General features: G+C 71.3%; 18 protein-coding genes. 10 read left to right on the top strand and 8 right to left on the bottom strand.

What is annotated here, in order from left to right; translation table 11 throughout:
- Positions 1-4: 4 nt before the first annotated feature.
- The 7 genes from infA to hisG form a co-directional block, all read right to left on the bottom strand.
- A complete protein-coding gene (infA, locus tag AL072_RS25690; RefSeq protein WP_012977999.1) occupies positions 5-223 on the bottom strand; it encodes a translation initiation factor IF-1 in 219 nt (72 codons plus the stop codon).
- Positions 224-381: 158 nt separating this feature from the next.
- Positions 382-1,560 carry a lysozyme family protein gene (locus tag AL072_RS25685; protein ID WP_045583815.1) on the bottom strand — a complete coding sequence of 393 codons (1,179 nt, stop codon included), beginning with the start codon at positions 1,558-1,560 and terminating at the stop codon, positions 382-384.
- Positions 1,561-1,692: 132 nt separating this feature from the next.
- A complete protein-coding gene (locus AL072_RS25680) occupies positions 1,693-4,032 on the bottom strand; it encodes a hybrid sensor histidine kinase/response regulator (RefSeq protein WP_082109131.1) in 2,340 nt (779 codons plus the stop codon).
- 173 nt (positions 4,033-4,205) lie between these two features.
- Positions 4,206-4,679, bottom strand: coding sequence for an arsenate-mycothiol transferase ArsC (locus tag AL072_RS25675; RefSeq protein ID WP_045583816.1), 474 nt, complete (start codon positions 4,677-4,679; stop codon positions 4,206-4,208).
- 15 nt (positions 4,680-4,694) lie between these two features.
- Positions 4,695-5,180, bottom strand: a complete 486-nt coding sequence (locus AL072_RS25670) for a UPF0262 family protein (protein WP_045583817.1) — start codon at positions 5,178-5,180, stop codon at positions 4,695-4,697.
- A gap of 122 nt (positions 5,181-5,302) precedes the next feature.
- On the bottom strand, positions 5,303-6,607 hold the full coding sequence (hisD, locus tag AL072_RS25665) for a histidinol dehydrogenase (RefSeq protein WP_045583818.1): 1,305 nt from the start codon (positions 6,605-6,607) through the stop codon (positions 5,303-5,305).
- Positions 6,591-7,301 (bottom strand): ATP phosphoribosyltransferase, encoded by a 711-nt coding sequence (hisG, locus tag AL072_RS25660; protein ID WP_245636981.1) that lies wholly within the window; start codon positions 7,299-7,301, stop codon positions 6,591-6,593. The genes hisD and hisG overlap by 17 nt, the downstream gene beginning before the upstream one ends.
- Positions 7,302-7,827: 526 nt before the next feature.
- Between hisG and AL072_RS25655 the strand changes: the two genes are divergently transcribed.
- The 5 genes from AL072_RS25655 (at position 7,828) to AL072_RS25635 (ending at position 11,425) form a co-directional block, all read left to right on the top strand.
- Positions 7,828-8,028: a hypothetical protein gene (locus tag AL072_RS25655; RefSeq protein ID WP_045583820.1), complete on the top strand. Its 201-nt coding sequence runs from the start codon at positions 7,828-7,830 to the stop codon at positions 8,026-8,028.
- A 61-nt stretch (positions 8,029-8,089) separates the two neighbouring features.
- The gene (locus tag AL072_RS25650) at positions 8,090-8,866 is read left to right on the top strand and encodes a MetQ/NlpA family ABC transporter substrate-binding protein (protein WP_045583821.1); all 777 of its coding nucleotides are present in this window, start codon (positions 8,090-8,092) and stop codon (positions 8,864-8,866) included.
- A gap of 43 nt (positions 8,867-8,909) precedes the next feature.
- Positions 8,910-9,962, top strand: a complete 1,053-nt coding sequence (locus AL072_RS25645) for a methionine ABC transporter ATP-binding protein (RefSeq protein ID WP_045583822.1) — start codon at positions 8,910-8,912, stop codon at positions 9,960-9,962.
- Positions 9,940-10,608, top strand: a complete 669-nt coding sequence (locus tag AL072_RS25640) for a methionine ABC transporter permease (protein WP_045583823.1) — start codon at positions 9,940-9,942, stop codon at positions 10,606-10,608. The genes AL072_RS25645 and AL072_RS25640 overlap by 23 nt, the downstream gene beginning before the upstream one ends.
- A 25-nt stretch (positions 10,609-10,633) precedes the next feature.
- On the top strand, positions 10,634-11,425 hold the full coding sequence (locus AL072_RS25635) for a MetQ/NlpA family ABC transporter substrate-binding protein (protein ID WP_045584023.1): 792 nt from the start codon (positions 10,634-10,636) through the stop codon (positions 11,423-11,425).
- Here the strand turns inward: AL072_RS25635 and AL072_RS25630 are convergent.
- Positions 11,397-15,218: a tetratricopeptide repeat protein gene (locus AL072_RS25630; protein ID WP_245636980.1), complete on the bottom strand. Its 3,822-nt coding sequence runs from the start codon at positions 15,216-15,218 to the stop codon at positions 11,397-11,399. The two genes, AL072_RS25635 and AL072_RS25630, sit on opposite strands and share 29 nt — an antisense overlap.
- A gap of 265 nt (positions 15,219-15,483) precedes the next feature.
- On the opposite strand from AL072_RS25630, the gene AL072_RS25625 reads away from it, so the two are divergent.
- The 5 genes from AL072_RS25625 to cheB all read left to right on the top strand — a co-directional run bounded on the left by AL072_RS25625 (position 15,484) and on the right by cheB (position 21,384).
- Positions 15,484-15,885 (top strand): response regulator, encoded by a 402-nt coding sequence (locus AL072_RS25625; RefSeq protein ID WP_045583825.1) that lies wholly within the window; start codon positions 15,484-15,486, stop codon positions 15,883-15,885.
- Complete coding sequence (locus AL072_RS25620) at positions 15,882-16,544, top strand: chemotaxis protein CheC (protein ID WP_052710192.1); 663 nt, start codon at positions 15,882-15,884, stop codon at positions 16,542-16,544. Before AL072_RS25625 ends, AL072_RS25620 begins: the two co-directional genes overlap by 4 nt.
- Positions 16,545-16,610: 66 nt before the next feature.
- Entirely contained in the window at positions 16,611-18,596 is a 1,986-nt protein-coding gene (locus AL072_RS25615) for a methyl-accepting chemotaxis protein (RefSeq protein ID WP_045583827.1), read from the top strand.
- Complete coding sequence (locus tag AL072_RS25610; protein ID WP_045583828.1) at positions 18,593-20,236, top strand: chemotaxis protein CheW; 1,644 nt, start codon at positions 18,593-18,595, stop codon at positions 20,234-20,236. Before AL072_RS25615 ends, AL072_RS25610 begins: the two co-directional genes overlap by 4 nt.
- An 8-nt stretch (positions 20,237-20,244) precedes the next feature.
- Complete coding sequence (gene cheB, locus AL072_RS25605) at positions 20,245-21,384, top strand: chemotaxis-specific protein-glutamate methyltransferase CheB (protein WP_045583829.1); 1,140 nt, start codon at positions 20,245-20,247, stop codon at positions 21,382-21,384.
- Positions 21,385-21,387: the final 3 nt, after the last annotated feature.

Below are 21,387 nucleotides of genomic sequence, written 5' to 3'. Positions count from 1 at the left end.
GATGCTACTTGAACCGGAAGGTGATCCGGCCCTTGGTCAGGTCGTACGGCGTCATCTCAACGTTGACGCGGTCGCCCGCCAGGACACGAATCCGGTTCTTACGCATCTTGCCGGAGGTGTGCGCCAAAACCTCGTGATCGTTGTCGAGCTTCACCCGGAACATCGCGTTCGGAAGCAATTCGACGACGGTCCCGGAAAACTCGATCAGATCTTCCTTTGCCATAGGCCCTTATGTCCGTCCTGAAAGTTTCGCGGCAATAACTGACCTTCCAAGGCCGCCGGGTCAAGGGGGATTCCCACCACCGATGCGTTCAGCCGCAGCTGCGCCGCGCGGGGCAGCCCCGCGTTGCAGGTGGGAAGCAGGATTCGCCCCCGGTCGGATCAGACCGACTGATAGGGGTTGAGCGGGGATGCGCTGCCCTCGTCCAGCCGGCGCGACGGCTCCACGGCCTTGCCGATGGCCGCGAACATCTCGCGCTGGTCGATCTCCATGCGGCGCGTCAGCCGCCCCACCGTCTCCGCCGCGGTCAGGGCGCGGCCGGTCGAGCGGTCGTGGAACAGGTTGTGGTTGGATTTCGCCGCGCTGGGCAGCAGGTCGGCGGCGACCGCGCCCGGCGTCGATTCGGCGGCCCGGATCAGCTTCGCCGCCCCTCCCGACCCCAGGACATAGGCCATGCGGCTTTCCGATTCGCTGGTCGGGCGGCCCAGCCGCTTCTCCAGCGCTTCCCGTCCTTCGGCCAGATAACGGGCGGCCATCCCGGCCGACAGGTCGACGTCGTGGCGCAGTTCCAGGATCCGGCGGCGGAGCTCCGGGTCCTTCACGCTCGATACGCCGCCGCGGACCTGGATCTGCGAGGCGAGGTCGCCCTGGCCATAGGCGGCGCCATGGCGGCGGAACAGGTCGAGCCATGTCGATTCCAGGAACTGGAACGGCCCGGCCGCCGAACTGCGGCTGTTCTTGGCCGCGCTGTTCAGCCCGCTTTCCTGGGTGGCCTGGGCCAGGATCGCGGTGAAGCTGTGTCCGGACAGCCCGGCGACCTGCTGGGATGCGACCATCACCCGTTTCGCGGTCGAGCCTTCGGACGCCACCGCCTCCACCGCGTCGGCCACATTGGCGGAACTGGGGGTCGGGGCGGGAACGGCAGGCTTCAGGGCGGGCAGGGGAGCCCGGATCGCCGCGCCTTCCGCCGTGCCTCCGGCCGCGGCGGCGACGGTCTGCTCGGCGGCAGCCGGCGGAGAGGGAGGCTGCGGCTTGGCGGCGGGCAGCGGCACCGTCGTTCCGTCGGCCAGCCGGATCGGGACGACCGGCTTGGCCGCCGGCAGGGGCACCTGGCTGCCGTCGGCCAGGAGGATCGGCGGCGTCGGCTTCGCTGCGGGCGTCGGCGGCGTCTTCTGTCCGTTGGCGAGCCTGCCGACCGGAACGGCCGCGCCATCGGGCCGCACCGTGCGGGCCAGGGTGTCGCGGAAGGATCGCTCGCCGCCGGCCCCGTCGGTCGGGGACGGCTGTGCGTCGGGCTTGCGCTCCGGAACGGGCGCGAGAGGGGGCTGCGCAACCTTCATGCCACACACTTCACTGCAGACCGGCCGTTTTCCGCCGGGGAGCGGGAAGCCCCCGATCCGGCGTCACACCCCCGTCTGCGCGTCACGGGCGTGAGCGTGGCCGGGAGCTGTGGCTACTATAGCACCGACTCGTCAGCCATGTGTGATCAACTGCGGCCGGGGGGCAGGCAGGTCGGCGGGGCCGGAGTCCGGTTCGGGGCCGGAGCCGCCGTCGGGCGGGCGGGCCCAGCGGTCGATGGCGGCCAGCAGCTTGGCCTTTTCCAGCGGCTTGGCGAGATGGGCGTTCATGCCCGACTGCAGGCAGCGCTCGACCTCCACCGCCAGCACCCCGGCCGACAGGGCCAGGATGGGGATGGAACCGGCGGGGGCGGGCAGGGCGCGGATTCGGCGGGTGGCCTCCAGCCCGTCCATCACCGGCATCTGCACGTCCATCAGCACGATGTCGTAGGGGCGTTCCTGCACCGCGGCCAGCGCCGCGGCCCCATCGACCACGGCGTCGATCTGATGGCCGGCCTTCGTCAGCATGGTCACCGCCAGATCGCGGTTCATCGCCAGATCCTCGGCGAGCAGGATGCGCAGGCCGCGGCTCGCCGGCTCGGCGTGGAACAGGCTGCCGCCATCGGACCGGATCGCGGCGCTGCCGCCCTGCAGCAGCGGCAGCGAGAACCAGAAGGTGCTGCCGGCGCCGAGCCGGCTTTCCATGCCGATCTCGCCGCCCATCAGCTCGACCAGCCGGCGGCAGATGGCCAATCCCAGCCCGGTGCCGCCGCGCCCGCGCTCCAGCTGGGTGAAGCGCTGGAACAGGTCGCGCTGCCGGTCGGGGGCGATGCCGATGCCGCTGTCGGTGACGGTGAAGGTGCAGATGCGGCTGCCGCCCGCCTTGCCGCGGGGGTCGTCGATCGCCTTCACGATCAGCCGCACCGTGCCGCGGTCGGTGAATTTCACCGCGTTGCCCAGCAGGTTCAGCAGGATCTGGCGCAGCCGGTCCGGGTCACCCATGACGAAGCCGCGGGCGGTGGCCGAAATGCTGGTCTGCAGTTCCAGCCCCTTCTGCTCGGCGGCGAGGCGGACGATGGCGACGCAGCGGTCGGCGAGATCGTCCAGCCGGAAGGGGACGGCGACCAGATCGAGGCGCCCGGCCTCCAGCTTCGACAGGTCGAGCACGTCGTTGATGACGGTCAGCAGCGACCGCCCGGCGTCGCGCACCTGCGAGGCGTAGCGCCGCTGTTCCGCGGTCAGCGGGGTTTCCAGCAGCATTTCCGCGAACCCGATCACGCCGTTCATCGGCGTGCGGATCTCGTGGCTCATCGTCGCCAGGAACTCCTCCTTGGCGCGGCTGCCGGCCCGCGCCTCCTCCATGGCGGTGCGCAGTTCCTGTTCGCGCTGCTTCAGCCGGCGCGACATGTTGTTGAAGGCGTGGGAGACGACGCGGAACTCATCGGGCGCGCGCTCGGCCTCGATCACCGTGCCGCCGCCGCCGTCGCCGATGCGGGTGGCAGCGGTTCCCAGTTCCCAGACCCAGCGCAGGACCGAGGCGCGCAGCAGCGCCCACAGCGCGGCGACGCTGACCAGCCCGGCGACGGCCAGCAGGCCGAGGCTCTGCCACAGGTCGCGCCGCGCCTCCGCGATGATCGGGGCGGTCGGCATGCCGACGGCGAAGACGGTGTCGGTCTCGTCCGAATGGCGGAAGGCCCACAGCCGGCCGCGGTTGTCGGCGCTCTCGCTGTCGAAGACGCCGTCGCGCTCGCGCAGCATGCGCTGGACATGCGGCATCTGGCCGACATTGCGGTTCAGCCACCCTTCGGGGTCGGGCTGACGGGCGACGATCACGCCGTGGCGGTCCAGCACCATCACGCGGGCGTCGGGCTGCTTCAGCACCTTCACCAGGTCGGTCAGCCAGGTGAGGTCGACCGCGACGCCCATGACGCGGACGATCCGCCCGTCCTCGACGATCGGGCTGGCGACGATGATCAACGGCTTCAAGGAGCGTTTGCCGATGATGAAGTCGCTGACCACCCAGCTTTTGGTGTCGAGCACGCGCTGGAAATACTCGCGCTCGCGCAGCGAGATGCCGGCGCCGGGGCCGGTGGTGTCGCAGATGATGTTGCCGTCGGCGTCGGTCAGCCAGACACCGGTGGTCCAACGGTGCTGACGCGGCATCGGCGACAGGGTGGCGACGCAGGCGTCGGTGTCGGTCGGGGTGGCGTTGCGGATCGCCGGCACCAGCGACAGCACGCCCAGCAGGTTGCGCGCCTCGCCGATCAGGTCGTGCTGGCGCTCGGCCCCGTCATCGGCGAGGTGCAGGGCCAGTTCCCGCGCCGCCTCCATCCGGTCGTCGAGCTGCTGGTCGGCAAGATAGAGCGTGCCTGCGAGCGGCAGAGCCAGCGAAGCCAGCACCAGGCCCATCAGCCGCGCGCGGAGGCTGCGCGGGCTGAAGGCGCGGAGGAGGCGGGACAGCAGACCGGCTGGCATGGATGGCGAGCTCTCCGCAGGGACGTTCGTCGACCTTCCCGACCCTAGGGTGGCACGCGACGCGTTGCGATGACACAGCTCAATAACATTGACAGTGACGCGATGGGAACAGGGGCGCGCGCGGAAAGTTGCAGAGCGCCGAATTTATCACCGACCATCCCGTGTGGCGGGGGTCAGACCGTCGGGCCGCGCGACAGCGGGAAGCGCTGCTTCAGCTTGGCGAGCAGGCCGTCGCGGACCTGGCGGTAGGCCTCCAGCATAGCGTCGCGGGTGCCGTCGACCAGGGTCGGGTCGAAGGTGTTCCAGAATTCCACGTCGCAGGCCATGGTGCGGGTCATCTCGATGGCGCGGTGCTGGGCCTCGGGCGACAGCGAGACGATCAGGTCGAAATTGGTGTCCTCCAGATCCTCGAAGGTCCGGCAACGGTGCCTGGACAGGTCGATGCCGATCTCCTCCATCACCGCGACGGCGAAGGGATCGACCTCGTCGCCCTCGCGGACGCCCACCGAATCGACATAGACCCGGGCGCCGTGGTAATGGCGCATCAGCGCCGCCGCCATCGGCGAACGGATCATGTTGTAGGTGCAGGCGAACAGGACGCTCGTCACCGGCAGGGGGGTGAGGACCGGGGTCGCCGCCATGGCCATGCGCCGCCCGTGCCGTCAGCCGCGAATGTGCAGGACGCAGATCAGCGTGAACAGCCGGCGCGCGGTCTGCAGGTCCATCTCCACCTTGCCGGACAGCCGTTCGCGCAGCATCTCGGACCCCTCGTTGTGCAGGCCGCGGCGGCCCATGTCGATGGCTTCGATCTGCGAGGGCGTCGACCGCTTGATGGCGGCGTAGTAGCTCTCGCAGATCAGGAAATAATCGCGGACGACCGAGCGGAATCCGGTGATCGGCAGCATCAGCCGGTCGAGTTCGCTGTTGTCCTCGCGCCGGACGTCGAAGACCAGGCGGTTGTCCTCGATCGACAGGTGCAGGTGATAGGGTCCGTCCTCCGCGAACTCGCAGGGGCAGAACTCGTTGTCCTCCAGCAGGTCGAAGATGGCGACGGCACGTTCGTGCTCCACCTCCGGCTTGTGGCGGACGACGGTCCGCTCGTCGAGCGTCACATGGGTGATGCGCCGCTTGCTTTTCGCCGTCGTCACGCCCCGCCTCCCCTGCTGCTTTTTAGAGTTTCGTGCGTTTAATTGAAACACACGAAACTCTAACCTTATGTTTGGCGATCGGATTCACGCTTCAAATCGGTGCCGATTTTACGCGATCCGATCTAGTCTTTGTAGCCCGGCAGCCGCTGGGCGACGGAGCGCGCATGCGCCTCCAGCCCCTCGGCCATCGCCAGCGTGACGGCCGCCGGGCCAATGGCCCGCAGGCTGTCGGCGTCGCAGGCCACGAAGGTCGTCCGCTTCATGAAGTCCAGCACGTTGAGGCCGGAGGAGAAGCGGGCGCTGCGCGCCGTCGGCAGCACATGGTTGGGCCCGGCAACGTAATCGCCGATGGCCTCCGGCGTGTAGCGGCCGAGGAAGATGGCGCCGGCATTGCGGATCCGTGCCGCCAGCGCGTCGGGATCCTCCACCGCCAGTTCCAGATGCTCCGGTGCCAGCCGGTCGACCAGCGCCGGGGCGTCTTCCGTCAGGTCGCCGACCAGGATGATGGCGCCATGCTCCCGCCAGCTCTCGCCGGCGATGGCATTGCGCGGCAGGGTTTCCAGGTGCCTGTCGACCGCGGCGGCGACGGCATCGGCGAAGGCGGCATCGTCGGTGATCAGGATCGACTGGGCCGAGGTGTCGTGCTCGGCCTGCGACAGCAGGTCCATGGCGATCCAGGCCGGGTCGTTGCGGCCGTCGGCCACCACCAGGATCTCCGACGGGCCGGCGATGCTGTCGATGCCGACCAGCCCGTAGACCTGCCGCTTGGCGGCGGCGACGAAGGCGTTGCCGGGGCCGACGATCTTGTCGACCGGCCGGATCGTCGCCGTGCCGTGGGCCAGCGCCGCGACCGCCTGGGCGCCGCCGATGCGGTAGATCTCGTCGATGCCGCAGCGCTTGGCGGCAGCCAGCACCAGCGGGTTGATCGCCCCGTCCGGCGTCGGCACCACCATGACGACGCGCTCGACGCCCGCGACCTTGGCGGGCAGAGCGTTCATCAGCACCGAGGAGGGATATGACGCGGTGCCGCCCGGCACATAGAGGCCGACGGCGCCGACCGCGGTCCAGCGCGCACCCAGCCGCACGCCCGCGGCGTCGCGATAGTCGGTGACCTCCGGGATCTGGCGGCGGTGGAACGCCTCGATCCGCGCGGCGGCGAGGTCGAGCGCCTCCAGCGTGTCGGCCGAGCATTTGGATGTCGCGGCATCGATCTCGTCGCGGCCGATGCGCAGGGTTTCCGCCGTCAGGGTCAGGCGGTCCCAGCGGGCGGTATAGTCGATCAGCGCATCGTCGCCGCGGGCGCGCACCTGATCGATGACGCCGGCGACCAGCGTCTGGACATCCTCGCTCGCCTCGCGCTTGGCATGCAGCAGCGCCTCGAAGCCGGCAGCGAAGCCCGTGTCGCGAACATCAAGCCTGACGGGCATCAACCGCCTCCCGGAATTTGTCGATCCACTGCGAAATCTCGGCCGTCCGCGTCTTGAAGGCGGCGCGGTTGACGATCAGCCGCGAGGTGACGTCGGCGATATGCTCCACCTCCACCAGCCCGTTGGCCTTCAGCGTCGAGCCGGTGGAAACCAGATCGACGATGCGGCGGCACAGGCCCAGCGTCGGCGCCAGCTCCATCGCGCCGTTCAGCTTGACGCATTCGGCCTGGACGCCGCGGGCGGCGAAGTGGCGCTTGGTCACCTCGGGATATTTGGTGGCGACGCGCACATGGCTCCAGCGCGACGGATCGTCGCTCTCCATCATCTCCGCCGGTTCGGCGACCGACAGGCGGCAGGCGCCGATGCCGAGGTCGAGCGGCGCGTAGATCTCCGGATAGTCGAACTCCATCAGCACGTCGTTGCCCGCCACGCCGAGATGGGCGGCGCCGAAGGCGACGAAGGTCGCCACGTCGAAGGAGCGGACGCGGATGATGCTGAGATTCGGCACGTTGGTGGCGAAGCGCAGAAGCCGGCTGCGGTCGTCGTCGAAGGCCGGCTCCGGATGGATGCCGGCATGGGTCAGCAACGGGCGCAGCTCCTTCAGGATGCGGCCCTTGGGCAGGGCCAGCACCAGCTGGTCGTCGACAGGGACCTCGGCGGCCGGCAAGCCCGGAGCACTGGTATCGGCGGACAAAACACTCTCCTCGCATCGATCGCCGGGGCCGTTGCCGTCGCCCCGGCTGAGCCGTCGACGCGATAGATAGCACATTCCACGCGCGCGTCACCTGTCGGCGTGGGCTGGGCAAGAATTAACACTAAAAAAAAGCACAAAATACAATTCCACATATTTCCTGAAAAATCTGTTTGACGATACTCCATTCGAAGAGTAGATAAATCCTATGGACGCCCCCGCCGGGGCATCCCGCGGCAATTTGACCCCTGCAGCTTGCGCCGCGTCACCAAACGCTAAAGCGCCACGATGCCGGTCGTGGATCTCGCCAAGTAGGAGAGACCGGAATGACGTTGCAAATCTCCGCTCCCCCATCCGCCCTTCGGATCGCCTGTTCGGCCCGCATGATGCGCCGGGGCCTGTGTTGCCGCTGAGCTGCGGCCCGAAACACAGCGCCCATCCGAACACCGCCGATCCGAATGACACCGCGCCGCCCGCCGCGCTCCAACGCCCGAGCCGCCGGCCGCGCCCCTGAGGGGAGTCCGTCGCCATGTCCCACGCCAACGCCTACGCCATCGAAGTCCAGGGCCGCTCCGCCGGCATCGTCGTCGCCGAACGCGGCGGCTTCACCTTCTTCGTGTCCGACTGGGCCTTCCGCGATCTCGACCGCCGCGTCTTCCGCAATGTCGGCCAGGCCCAGCGCGCCGCCCACCAGCATTACAGCCGGCTGCCCGACACCCGCCGCCGGTGAGGTTTAGCCGCCAAGTTCAGTTGCCAAGTTCCGCCGCCAAGAATCCCCGAGGAAAGTCCCGATGAAGCGCATCCTGATGTCGGTGGCGGTCGCCGCCGGACTGCTCTCCGCAACCACTGCCTTCGCCGCCCCGCTGAAGCTCGGCGTGTCCGCCGGACCCTATGGCGAGATCCTGGAGTTCACCGCCAAGCTGGCGGCCAAGGAGGGCATCGAGGCCCAGGTGATCGAGTTCACCGATTGGAACATGCCGAACGCGGCGCTCCAGGCCGGCGACATCGACGCCAACAACTTCCAGCACCAGCCCTTCCTGGACAATCAGGTCAAGCAGCGCGGCTACGACATCGTGTCCGTCGCCAAGAGCGTGGTGGTGCCGATGGGCGTCTACAGCGGCAAGGTGAAGGCGCTGGCCGACCTGAAGCCGGGCGCCAGCGTCTCCATTCCCAACGATCCGACCAACGGCGCCCGCGCCCTGTTCCTGCTGGCCAAGGCCGGCGTCATCGGGCTGAAGGACGGGGCGGGGCTGAACACCACCATCGCCGACGTCCTCAATCCCAAGGGCATCAAGCTGCTGGAGCTGGACGCCGCCCAACTGCCGCGCTCGCTCGACGACGTGGACGCGTCGGTCATCACCCTCAACTATGCCGTGCTGGCCGGGCTGGAGCCCAGGAAGGCGCTGGTCCTGGAAGACGACCAGTCGAAATGGAACCTGGTGTGGGCGGTCCGCAAGGATCGCATGGAAGACCCGACGATCAAGCGCTTCATTGCGCTGTATCGTTCGCCCGAAGTGCGGCAGTTTGTCGAAACGCGGTTCAACGGTTCCATCATTCCGACCTGGTGAAGGGGCTGGGGGACGCTGGACGTCCCCCTTTGCCGAACAAAAGATGATAACGCTAACAAACATTCACAAGACCTACGCCGCCCGTGGCGGCGGCGCTCCGGTGCAGGCGCTGGCGGACATCGACCTCTCCATCGCCCGCGGCGAGGTCTTAGGGATCATCGGCCGGTCCGGTGCCGGCAAATCCACCCTGCTGCGCACGGTCAACCTGCTGGAAAGCCCCAGCTCGGGCAGCGTGACGGTCGACGGGGTCGAGATGACCGCCCTGCCGGCGGCGGAGCTGCGCCGCGCCCGCCATTCGATCGGCATGATCTTCCAGCATTTCAACCTGCTGTCCTCGCGCACCGTCTTCGACAATGTGGCGCTGCCGCTGGAGCTGGCCGGCATGCCGCGGGCGGAGATCCGGACCACGGTGGAACCGCTGCTCGACCTCGTCGGGCTGGCCGACAAGCGCGACCGCTACCCGGCGGAGCTGTCGGGCGGGCAGAAGCAGCGCGTCGGCATCGCCCGCGCGCTCGCCAGCAAGCCGAAGGTTCTGCTGTCGGACGAGGCGACCTCGGCGCTCGACCCGGAGACGACGACGCAGATCCTGCATCTGCTGGGCGACATCAACCGGCGGCTCGGCCTGACCATCGTGCTGATCACCCACGAGATCGCCGTCATCAAGGAGATCTGCCACAAGGTGGCGGTGATGGAGGGCGGCCGGGTGATCGAGCAGGGGCCGGTGTTCGACATCTTCGCCCATCCGAAGCACCCGACCACCCGCAGCTTCGTCGATCCCGTCATCAACCGCGGCATCCCCGACAGCCTGAAGGGCCGGCTGTCGCCCCAGCCGGGGCCGGGCAGCAACCCGGTGCTGCGCATCACCTTCACCGGCGCGAAGGCGACCACGCCGGTCATCAGCGCCATCAGCCGCCGGCTGGAGCTGGACCTGAACATCTGGCACGGCCAGATCGACGAGATCCAGGGCGCGCCCTTCGGTACGCTGGTGGTCGAGGCGCTGGGCGACGAGGCCAAGGTCGCCGCGGCGGTCGCGCTGGTGAAAGAGAATCATCTGGGTGTCGAGGTGTTGGGCCATGCTCTCCCCGCAAATCATTGACCTGCTGATCAAGGGGCTGATCGACACGCTGCACATGGTGGCGGTGTCGGGTGCGATCGGGACGCTGATCGGGCTGCCCATCGGCGTGCTGCTGGCCGTCACCGGCCGGGGCGAGCTGCTGCAGAACTTCGCCTTCAACAAGGCGATGGGGGCGGTGGTCAACATGACCCGCTCGACCCCCTTCATCATCCTGGTGGTGGCGATCATCCCCTTCACCCGGCTGATCGCCGGCACCTCCATCGGCACCAGCGCCGCCATCGTGCCGCTGACCGTCGCCGCCGCGCCCTTCATCGCGCGGGTGGTGGAGAATGCGGTGCGCGAGGTCGACCGCGGTTTGGTCGAGGCGGCGCAGGCGATGGGCGCCACGCCGTTCCAGATCATCCGCAAGGTTCTGCTGCCGGAGGCGCTGCCCGGCATCGTCGCAGGCCTGACCCTGTCGGCGGTCAGCCTGGTCGGCTATTCCGCCATGGTCGGCGCGGTCGGCGGCGGGGGCTTGGGCGATCTCGGCATCCGCTACGGCTACCAGCGCTTCCTGCCGGAGGTGATGCTGGCGGTGGTCGTCGTGCTGATCGTGCTGGTGCAGATCGTTCAATCGACGGGCGACCTGATCGCCCGCCGCGTCAACAAACGCAATCTGAAATCCTGATCCAAAAATTCGAGGAGTGTTCGAGATGCTGCGCTTCCGTTCGCTGGCGTCATTGCTGGCCGGTGCCGCCACCATGGCTGTTGCTTTCGCCGCGTCTGCCGAGACCATCAAGGTCGGCGTCACCGCCGGCCCGCACGCCCAGATCCTGGAAGCGGTGAAGCCGATCGCCGCCAAGGACGGGCTGGACATCCAGATCCTGGAGTTCACCGACTACGTCATCCCGAACCAGGCGCTGGCCGGCGGCGACCTGGAGGCCAACAGCTTCCAGCACCAGCCTTATCTGGACAACCAGGTGAAGGACCGCGGCTTCGATCTGGTCAGCGTCGGCAAGACCGTGGTCTATCCGATCGGCATCTATTCCAAGAAGGTCAAGAGCCTGGAGGAGCTGCCGGCGGGGGCCAAGTTCGCCATTCCCAACGACCCGACCAACGGCGGCCGCGTGCTGCTGCTGCTCCAGGCCAAGGGGCTGATCAAGCTGAAGGACGGCGGCACCCTGAAGGCGTCGCCCATCGACATCGTCGAGAACCCGAAGAAGCTGGAGATCGTCGAACTGGACGCCGCCCAACTGCCGCGCTCGCTCGACGACGTGACGGCCGCCGCGATCAACACCAACTTCGCGCTGGAGGCCGGCATCGACCCGGTGAAGGACGCCATCGCGCGCGAAGCGGCGGACAGCCCCTATGCCAACGTCATCGCCGTGCGCAAGGCCGACAAGGACAAGCCCTGGGTCGCCAAGCTGGTCAAGGCCTACAACAGCCCCGAGGTGAAGGATTTCATCCTCACCAAGTTCAAGAACGCGGTCGTTCCCGCGTTCTGAGGGCCGGCATTCCGAGGGCCATGAGGGCACGCCCGGCGGCGCACAGCGCGTCGCCGAGCGTTTCCCCGGCTTTCGGGCTGAACAGCCGCATCGACGGATACCAGGGCCGGCAGCCGGTGCCCAGCGCGGTCCAGTCCGCCGCCGGCCCGATCCGCCAGACCGGCACGCCGAGCGCGCCGGCCATCTCGGCCACCGAGGTTCCGGCGGACACCACCAGATCAAGCGCCGCCGTCAGCGCCGCCGCCCCGTCCAGATCGTTTCTCAGATCGAGCGGCGGGCGGTGGATGGCGATGCCGAACGTCTCTTCCGCTTCGATGAGTTCGGCTTCGCACTCGTCATATTGCAGGGCGACCAGCCGCAGGCCGGGCAGGGTGAGGATCGGCGCCCACCCGGTCAGCGCGGCGTAGTTCGCATCGCGGAGCGCGCCGCGCAGGCCGCTGCGCCAGCACAGGCCAACGGTGAGGGGGGAGTCAGACCCCCTCCTAACCTCCCCCGCTGGGCGGGGGAGGGACTGCCGCCGCACACCGACAAAAGTCCGATCCCCTCCCCCGCCCAGCGGGGGAGGGTCAGGGTGGGGGCAAACGTTACCTTCCAAACCACCCAACCACTCCCGCCAGCGCTCCACCGCCGCATCGTCCGCCCGCAGCCAGCCGCCGCGTGCCGGGAAGCCGCCCCAGCCCCAGCCCAGCCGCAGCGGCAGCGACCCTGCCGCGACATGGCGGTCGGCATCGTCCGGATCCTCCGTCGCCGCGCGCACCAGCGCCTGCGGGAAGGAGCGCGCGAACAGCGCCACCAGCCGCGGCTCGCATTCGATGACGACCCGCGCGGCACGGGCGATCAGCTCGGGGTAGCAGGCGCTGTACATCAGCTCGTCGCCGATGCCCTGCTCGCGCCAGACCAGCAGGCTCATGCCCTTCGGGTCGCCGCCGTCCCAGGCCGGGATGCGGAAGCGGCGGTCCGGCAACGCCTGCCCGGCGGCGAAGCGTGCCTCCAGCCCGGCCCAGCCGGTGGCGAGGTCGCCGCGCGCCAGCGCCGCATAGCCGCGGTTGAAGGAGGCGAGCGCCAGGGTCGGGTCGTCCTCCACCGCCTGCCGGTATGCTGTGTCCGCCTCGGCCAAACGGCCGGCGGCGTGCAGCGCGTTGCCCAGATTGTAGCGCCAGTCCGCCCGCCGCGGCTCCAGCGCCAGCGCGCGGCCCCAGCCCTTCAGCGCCGCATCGATGCGGCCCTGCCGCTGCCGCAGGTCGGCCAGCCCGGCCCAGCCGTCCCCATTGCCGGGTGCGAGCAGGATCGCCCGCCACCGGACCAGCCCGGCGGCGTTGCCGTCGCCGGCCCGCTCCAGCGCCAGGGCGAGGTTGCCCAGCATGTGCGGATCGCCCGGCTGTCCGCGCAGGGCGAGGCGCAGATGCGCCACCGCCTCCGCCGGCCGGTCGAGCGCCAGGGCGGCCAGCCCGCGATTGCCCGCCGCCGCCGGGTCGCCGGGGCGCAGGGCCAGCGCCCGCCCGGCCGCGCGGTCCGCCGCGGCGGCATGATCCGGATCGCGCAAGGCCTCGGCGGACAGGGCGGTCCAGGCCTCGGCCAACGCCGGGTCGAGCGCCAGCGCCCGCCGGAAGGCCGTCGCCCCGTCGCCACCCATCGCCTGCCGGGCCAGACCGGCGTTGGTCCACAGCCCGGCATGGAAGGGGGCGTGGCGCAACGCCGCCCCGGTCGCATCCGCCGCTTTGGCCGCGGCGCCGCGGGTCAGGCGCAGGGCGCCGAGATTGCCGAGCGCCTCGACATCGGCCGGGTCGAGCGTCGCGGCGGCCAGCCAGTCGGCTTCGGCTTCCGTGGTGGCGCCCATCGCCTGATGGGCCAGGGCGCGGAGTTTGTGGCGGCCGGCGGTCGGTTCCGCCGCCAGGGCGCGGGTCAGCAGGGTGACGGCGATGTCGGGCCGGCCGGCCTGATGGCCGAGCGTTCCATACCCCTCAAGCGCCGCCGCCACCTCGCCCCCCCGGTCGAGGATGCGCTGGTAGGCCGTCTCCGCCTCCGGCCAGCGGCCGGACTGGTGCAGGGCCTGCGCCTCGGCCAGCAGATCGGCGATGGAGGGGGCGGACGGCGGAGCAGGGGAAGGCGCCAGCCGGCCGATCTCCGCCGCCATCCGCACCAGCATATCGGCCAGCGCCTCGCCGGGGCGGGCGCTCCACAGCCGCATCGACGGGAACCACGGCCGTACCGCGGTGCCGAGCGCCGTCCAGTCGCCGGCCGGGCCGAAGCGCCAGACCGGAACCCCCAGGGCGCCGGCCATCTCACCGACCGAACTCGCCACCGTCACCACGAGGTCGAGACCGGATATCAGCGCAGCCACCCCCTCCAGGTCGTTCTTGAGGTCGGTGCCGGCCCAGCGGTGGATGCGCAGGCCGAGGCGGGATTCGACCGCGGCGATCTCCGCCTCGCGCCCGTCATATTGCAGGGTGACCGGGAGCAGGCCGGGCAGGGCCAGCAGCGGCGCCCAATCGGCCAGCGTGGTGTAGGAGGCCTTGCGCTCCCCCGCCATGTTCTGGCTGCCCCAGCAGATGCCGACCCGCAGCCCCGGCCCGAGCGCCGCCAGCCGGTCCCGCCAGCCGGCGGCCCGCTGCGGGTCGGGCGCCAGCCAGGACCGGCGGACGGGAAAATCGGCGAGGCTGCGGCGCAGCAGCCGGGGCAACGAGCCCATCGGCAGATGCGCGCCCGCATCGGTGGGATCGGCCGTCTGCGCCCGCACAGTCACACCGGGCAGGGCGCGGCCGACCAGCCCGGCCAGCCGGGCATCGACTTCCACCACCAGCGCGTCCGGGCCGAGCCGGGCGGCGAGGTCGGGCAGGGCGGTGCCGAACATCAGCTCGTCGCCCAGCCCCTGTTCGCGCCAGACCAGCAGGCGGCGGCCGGACGCCTTTCCGACCCTTTCGCCGGCCCAGCCATCCCAGGCCGGCAGGGCGAAGCTGCGCCCGGCCGAGACGCGGCGCGAGGCGAAGCGTGCCTCATACTCCTCCTGCCCTTCCGCCAGCCGGCCCTGGCCGAGCAGCCTGAGCGCGAGGTTCCAGCGCGCCAGCGCGAAGCCGGGAGCATGGCCGAGCGCCGTCCGGTAGAGTGCCTCCGCCTCGCCTCCGCGGCCCTGCGCCTCGCGCAGCAGGGCGAGGTTCACCATCGTCTCGGCGTCTTCGGGAGCGAGGCGCAGCGCCTCCAGATGGGCGGCTTCCGCCTCCGCGGCGCGGCCGGTCTCCTTCAGGACGACGCCGAGATTGGTCAGCGCCGTTGCATGGCCGGGATCGAGCCGGAGCGCCTGACGCAGCGCCGCCTCGGCCTCCTGGTAATCGTCCTGCGCCCGCAGCAGCGTGCCGAGATTGGCCCAGGCCTCGGCATAGTCGCCGCGCAGTTCCAGCGCCCGGCGGTAGTGGGCGGCGGCTTCCGCCAGCCGGTCCCGCTCCTGCAGGGCGCTGCCCAGGCTGTTGTGCGCCTCCGGATAGGCGTCGCGCAGGGCGAGCGCCCGGCGATACTCCGCCTCCGCCTCGTCCAGCCGGCCCAGCGCGTGGAGGGCGAGGCCGAGATTGGCGTGCTGCTCCGCCACGCCGGCGCGCCGGGCGACGGCGCGGCCGATCAGCCGTACCGCCTCGGCGTCCTGGCCGCGCTGGTGGTGCAGCACGCCCAGCAGGTGCAGCGCGTCGGCGTGGCCGCCGTCGACCTTCAGCATGGCGCGGTAGCCGCGCTCCGCCCCATCCAGGTCGCCGGCGCGGTGACAGGCCAGCGCCTTGCCCAGGAGGGCGGCCAGACGGGCTTTCACGGCGGGCGGCGCGGCGGGTGGCGGCATGGAACGGGAGGCCGGATCGGAGGATGATTGGAAACGGATGCGGCAGGGGCCGCCGGTCCCGCATCGATAGCATGATCGGCCCGGCAGCTTCGCCTGCAAATGCCGACGTGAAAATGCAACGCCAGCCCGGCGATCAAGCCCGGCCGATTATCGAGGAGGCTGGCGCCTTGCCGGGCATCCTGTATACTTGTAAAAATTTCGGCGCCCTGCGTCGAACTCTACCCAAAAGGCTTATATCTTGAGCAAGACTGTAATCGTTGTGGATGACAGCAAGCTTTCCCGCATGCATGTGCGGGCCATGGTCTCGCGCAACAAGCCGGACTGGTCGGTGGTGGAGGCGGCGAACGGCGACGAACTCTTCCGGACGCTGCAGGACACGCCGGTGGACGTTGCGATCATCGATTACAATATGCCCGGCGACAACGGGGTCGACACCGCGGCCAAGCTGCGCCGGAGCCACCCCCAGGTCCACATCGCGGTCATCACCGCCAACGCGCAAGACGCGGTGGTGTCGGGCATCCGCGCCGTCGGCGCCGCCTTCATGCCGAAGCCGCTGGAGGAGGAACAGGTGGTCCGTTTCCTGAACTCGACCGCGCTGCCGCGCCGCCAAACTCCCCAGGATCAGGCACAGCAGGAGTGACCGCACCCCCCATGCTGAGCGAGCTGGAGCGCGATGCGCTGGCCGAGCTGGGCAACATCGGCATCGGCAAGGCCTCCACCGCGCTCGGCCGCATGCTGGGCGGGCTGGTGACTCTGTCGGTTCCGTCGGTCGAGATGGTGCCACCGGCCGACGTGGCCGGGCTGCTGGACCGGGCGCTGCCGCCGCCGCTGGTCGGCGTGTCGGAACAGCTTGGCGGCCTGTTCGCCGGCTGCGCCCTGCTGGTCTTCCCCCAGCAGGGCAGCCTGGCCCTGGCGCGGGCGGCGCTGCCCGCCGACGTCCCGGCGGACGAGGTTCCGGCGCTGGAGGACGAGGTGCTGGCGGAGTTGGGCAACGTCGTGCTGAACAGCGCGCTGGCGCTGGTCGCCAACCTGCTGGGCGAGCCGGTCGACACCGGCCTGCCCGCGCTGTTCCGCGGCGCCGCCGCCGACATCCTGCAGGCCTGCGCCCCGGCGCGGGCGGTGATCGCGGCCGGCACAGATGGTGGAGCCGCGGTGCTCTTCCACATCGACCTGCGCACCGCCCTGCCGGGCGGCGACGGGGTCGTTGTGGGCGGACGCGTCGTCCTGCTGCTCGACTCCGGGTCGGCGGGGGCGTTGCAGGCCACGCTCGGCCGCTACATCGGACGGGTCGTCGCGTAGAACCGGCAGGCGGGACCGGCGCGAGGGATACAGGCCGGAAAACCGGCAGAGAAGACGGGAAGCATCATGGCACTCATCAAGAAGACGAAGATCGACACGGCGCACACCGCCCGGACCAAGGCCGGCGGCGGTGCCGAAGCCGGTCCGGGCCAACCCGCGGACGCGCCCGGCCATCCCCCGGCCGCCTCCCCGGCACCGGATGGCGGCGGGGCCGTCAGCCCGCAGCGCCGCCGGGCACGCGCCGATTCGCGCCGGCGGCAGGCCGCCAGCGGCCTCGCCGCAGCCTCCACCGAGCTGGCGAGCGGCGTCGCCCAGGCCGCCGCGGCTGCCGAGGAGCTGCGCCGGGCGATGGAGCAGATCGCCGCCGGGGCCGAGGAATCGGCCGGCGCCACCCAGCAGTCGCAGCGCATGATCGGCCGCGCGTCCGAACTGCTGACCCGCTCGCGCAGCACCGCCGAGCAGGCCGTGCTGCGGGTCGAGGCGCTGCAGGGCACGCTGAAGGACGTCAGCGGCCAGATCCTCGCCTCCGTCGAGGGGATCGTCCGCACGGCCGAACGGCAGGAGGCGTCGGTCCGGCTGGTGCGCGACCTGGAATCCCGCGCGTCGGAGATCGGCGCCATCGTGCAGAGCGTCGCGGCCATCGCCGACCAGACGAACCTGCTGGCCCTGAACGCCGCCATCGAGGCGGCGCGGGCCGGGGATGCCGGAAAGGGCTTCGCCGTCGTCGCCGACGAGGTGCAGGCGCTGGCCGAACGGTCGGAACGCAGCGCCAACGACATCCAGTCGATGGTCGGCGAGATCCAGGCGGCGGTCGCCGACATCGCCGCCGGCATCGTCGACTCCGCCGATGCCGCCAAGGTGGAGGTGGAGCGCGGGCGCACCATCGCCCGCAAGCTGGAAGGCATGCGGTCGGACATGACGGCGCTGGTCCAGGGCTCGCAGGAGACGATCCGCGCCGCGGTCGAGGCCGACCAGGCGGCGCGCGAGGCGCTGCGCGGGGCCGAGACCATCGCCGCCAGCGCCGAGGAGCAGTCGGCCGCCGCGGAAGAGGCGCTGCGGACCGCCGGCGAGCAGGCGGTGGCGCTCGGCCAGAGCCGGCGCGCCGCCGGCCAGCTGTCGGAACTGGCCGAGGATCTGGAGGGCACAGCCGACCTCGCCGCCACCGCCGACGAGCTGGCATCGGCCGCGGAGGAGCTGTCGGCCGCCATCGAGGAGATCAACCGCGCCGCCGCCCAGATCATGACGGCGATCGGCCAGATCTCCGGCGGCGCCCAGGCGCAGAGCGCGGCCACCCACCAGCTGGCCTCCGCCATCGCCGAGATCGACGCCGCCTCGACGCTGGCTGCCGCGCGGGCACGGGAGTCGGTCGAGCGCTGCGGCGGCATGGACGGGCTGCTGGTCGAGACCCGCGACACCATCGGCCGGCTGGCCGACGGGATGATGGAGGCGGTGGACTCCTCCCGCCGCGCCGCCGACCGGCTCGACACGCTGGAGCGGATCGGCCGGCGCATCGACAAGGTGGTGGACGCCATCGCCACCGTCGCCATCCAGACCGGCATGCTGGCGGTCAGCGGCTCGATCGAGGCGGCGCGGGCCGGCGACTATGGCCGCGGCTTCACCGTGGTCAGCGGCGACATCCGCAAGCTGGCCGGCGACAGCGCCGAGAGCGCCGAGCGGGTGAAGGACATCGTCCGCGACATCCAGGACCAGATGCAGCGGGTGCGCCGCGACATCGACGAGGTGTCGGCGACCGCGGTGGCGGAAGCGGCGCGGCACCGCGCCTTCGGCGTCACCCTGACCGCCGGGGCGCAGGAGCTGCGGGTGGTCACCGCCGGCAGCCGGGAGATCCTGGACGCCGCCGAGGAGACCACCGGCGCGCTGCGCGAGACCCGCGTCGGCGTCGAACAGGTGGCGACCGCCGCCGCCGCCGCCAATCTGGCCGGCACCGAAGCGGCCAAGGCCGCGCGCGAGCAGGCCAAGGGCGCCGAGGAGCTGGCCTCCGCCATCGAGGAGATCGCGGCGATGGCCGACAGCCTGCTGGGCGCGGCGTGACGGCCCGCCGCCCGACGGCCTCCGCCGGTCCCGGCGCGGACGGCGCCCTCGCCTTCGTCACGGTGACGGTCGGCGACCTGCGGCTGGCGCTGCCGCTTGCGGATGTGCGTGCGGTGATCCGCCTGCCGGATCTGGTGCGCATCCCGCTGGGACCGCCCAGCCTGGACGGGCTGGCGCAGTGGCATGGCGAGGCGGTGCCGGTGCTCGACCTCTCCCTGGCGCTCGGTCGGCAGGGCGGTGGCCGGCAGCGGGGCGCTGGACGGGGCACGCGCGAAACCCGCGTCGTCCTGGTTGGGCATCGCGGGCAGCCGGTCGGTCTGCGGGTGGATGCCATGGCCGGAATCCTGCGCACGGCCCCCGGCCGCATCGATCCGGTGACGGAGGAGGATGGCGGGCTCGACCCCGCCATGCTGGACGGCGTGCTGCGCGACGGTCCCGCCACAATCCTGAAGCTGGACGCGCTGATCGACCGCCAGTTCGGCGACATGGTGGAGGATGCGGACAGGCCGGCGCTGCGGCCGTCGGCCGGACCGGCCGACGTCGGAACGTCTGCTTCTGGGCCGGCTTCGGGGCGTGATGGCGCGCGAGACGCGCCGGCCCTGCTGGTCTTCGGCGTCGCCGGGCAGGAGTTCGCCCTGCCGGTCGACCGGGTGCGCGAGGTGCTGCCGGCCCCGCACGAGGTCGCCCGCATGGCGCGGGCCAAGGCGCATCTGCTGGGGGTGATGGCGGTGCGCGACCGGCTGCTGCCGCTGGTCGACCTGCGCGCCCTGTTCGGGCTGGCGGCGGATGGGAATGCTCCCGGCGAGGCCGCCGGACGCCGCGTCGTGGTGGTGCGCGCCGGGGACGGGCGGGCGCCGGTCGGCGTGCTGGTGGACGAGGTGCGGGAGATCCTGCGGCTCGACCGCGCGCTGATCGACCCGGTGCCGCCGCTGCTGGCCCGCGAGCCTGAGTTCGAGGATCTCGACGGCATCGCCCGGGTCGACGGCGGACGGCGGCTGGTGTCGGTGCTGTCGGCGGAGCGGCTGTTCCGCCATGGCGCCGCGCTGGGTGCCGAGGGAAACGGGGCGGGGAACGGGGAAGGGATCGCGATGGAGCCGGCGCGGGCTGGGGACGGTGTGGCGGGAGCGGAGCGCTTCGTCGTGTTCCGGCTCGCCGGGGCGGAATACGGCCTGCCGGTCGCGGTGGTGCGCGAGGTGCTGCGGCGGCCCGACCATGTGACGCCGCTGCCCAACGCCCCCGACTTCGTCACCGGGGTACTGACCCTGCGCGGCGAGGTGCTGCCGCTGATCGACCAGCGCCGGCTGCTGCATCTGCCCGCCCTGGATGCCGGGGCAAGGGTCGGGCGGAGTGCCGGGGCGGAGCGTGGCCGGGTGGTGGCGGTCGGGCGCGAGGGGGCGGACGCGGCGCGCGTCGGGCTGCTGGTGGACGGGCTGTCCGGCCTGCTGACGGTAGCGGCGGAGCGGATCGGCCCGGCGCCCGCGGTGTCGGCGGCGCAGCGCCGGCTGATCCGCCGGGTCGCCACGCTGGAGACGGCCGGCGGTGCGGCGCGGCTGATCCTGCTGATGGACGCCGACGGGCTGCTCGACATGGACCGGCTTGCCGACCTGCACGGTCCGGCCCTGCCGGTTTCCCCAGGGTGAGGCAGTGAATGGGCAGGCCTGAGCCGACGGTGCTGGTGGTCGACGATTCCGCGCTGATGCGGCGGCGGATCGCCGACCTGCTGGGAGAGGCCGGTTTCCGGGTGGAGACCGCCGCGACCGGCGAGGAGGCGCTGGCGCGCCTGCCCGTCCTCGACCCCGACGTGGTGACGCTGGACATCACCATGCCGGGCATGGACGGGCTGGCCTGCCTCGCCCGCATCATGGTGGAGCATCCCAAGCCGGTGGTCATGGTCTCCGCCCTGACCGGCGCGGGTGCGGAGGAGACGCTGGAGGCTCTGCGGCTGGGCGCGGTGGAGGCGGTCCAGAAGCCGGCGGCCGGCGCCATCGGCCGCATCGGCATGGAGCTGGTGGAGACGGTGCGCGCCGCAGCCTCCTCGCGCCCGCGCCGCGTGCATGGCCTGCGCGAACGGTTGCGGCTGGCGCGTGCCCGCATCGCCGGGGAGGATTTCGCCGCCCCCGCCCCCCCATCGCCGCAGGATGCGCCGCCGTCCCCGGCGGAGGCGCTGGGCGGTGAGGGCGTCGTGCTGATCGGCGTGTCCACCGGCGGGCCGAGCACGCTGGAGGACATCCTGCCGCTGTTGCCGGCGGATTTTCCCTGGCCGGTGGTGGTGGCGCAGCACATGCCGGCCGCCTTCACCGCGACGCTGGCGCGGCGGCTGGATGAGCTGTGCGCGCTCAGGGTGGTGGAGGCGGCGCGGGCGACGGTGCTGGAGCCGGGGATGGTCTGCATCGCCCGCGGCGGCGCCGACCTGGAGCTGGCGCGGCGCGGCGGACGGTTGCAGGCGGTCTGCGTCCCGGCGTCGCCCGACCGGCCCTGGCATCCGAACGCCGACCGGCTGGTGACGAGCGCGCTGCGGCTGCTGCCGGCCGACCGGCTGGTCGGCGTGCTGCTGACCGGCATGGGCGACGACGGCGGGGCGTCGATGGCCGACCTGCATGGCCGTGGCGGCCGGACCATCGCGGAGTCCGAGGACAGCGCCGTCATCTTCGGCATGCCGCAGGATCTGATCCGCCGCGGCGGCGCCGGCATCGTGCTGCCGTCGAACCGGATCGCCGGCCAGCTGGTCCGCTGGCTGATGCCCGCCGCACGGCGGCCTGATCGGCGGCCGGACCAGCGGACAGGCTAGGGA

The sequence above is a fragment of the Azospirillum thiophilum genome (assembly GCF_001305595.1).
GTDB classification, from domain to species: domain Bacteria; phylum Pseudomonadota; class Alphaproteobacteria; order Azospirillales; family Azospirillaceae; genus Azospirillum; species Azospirillum thiophilum.
This window is presented reverse-complemented; position numbering and strand designations above follow the sequence as displayed.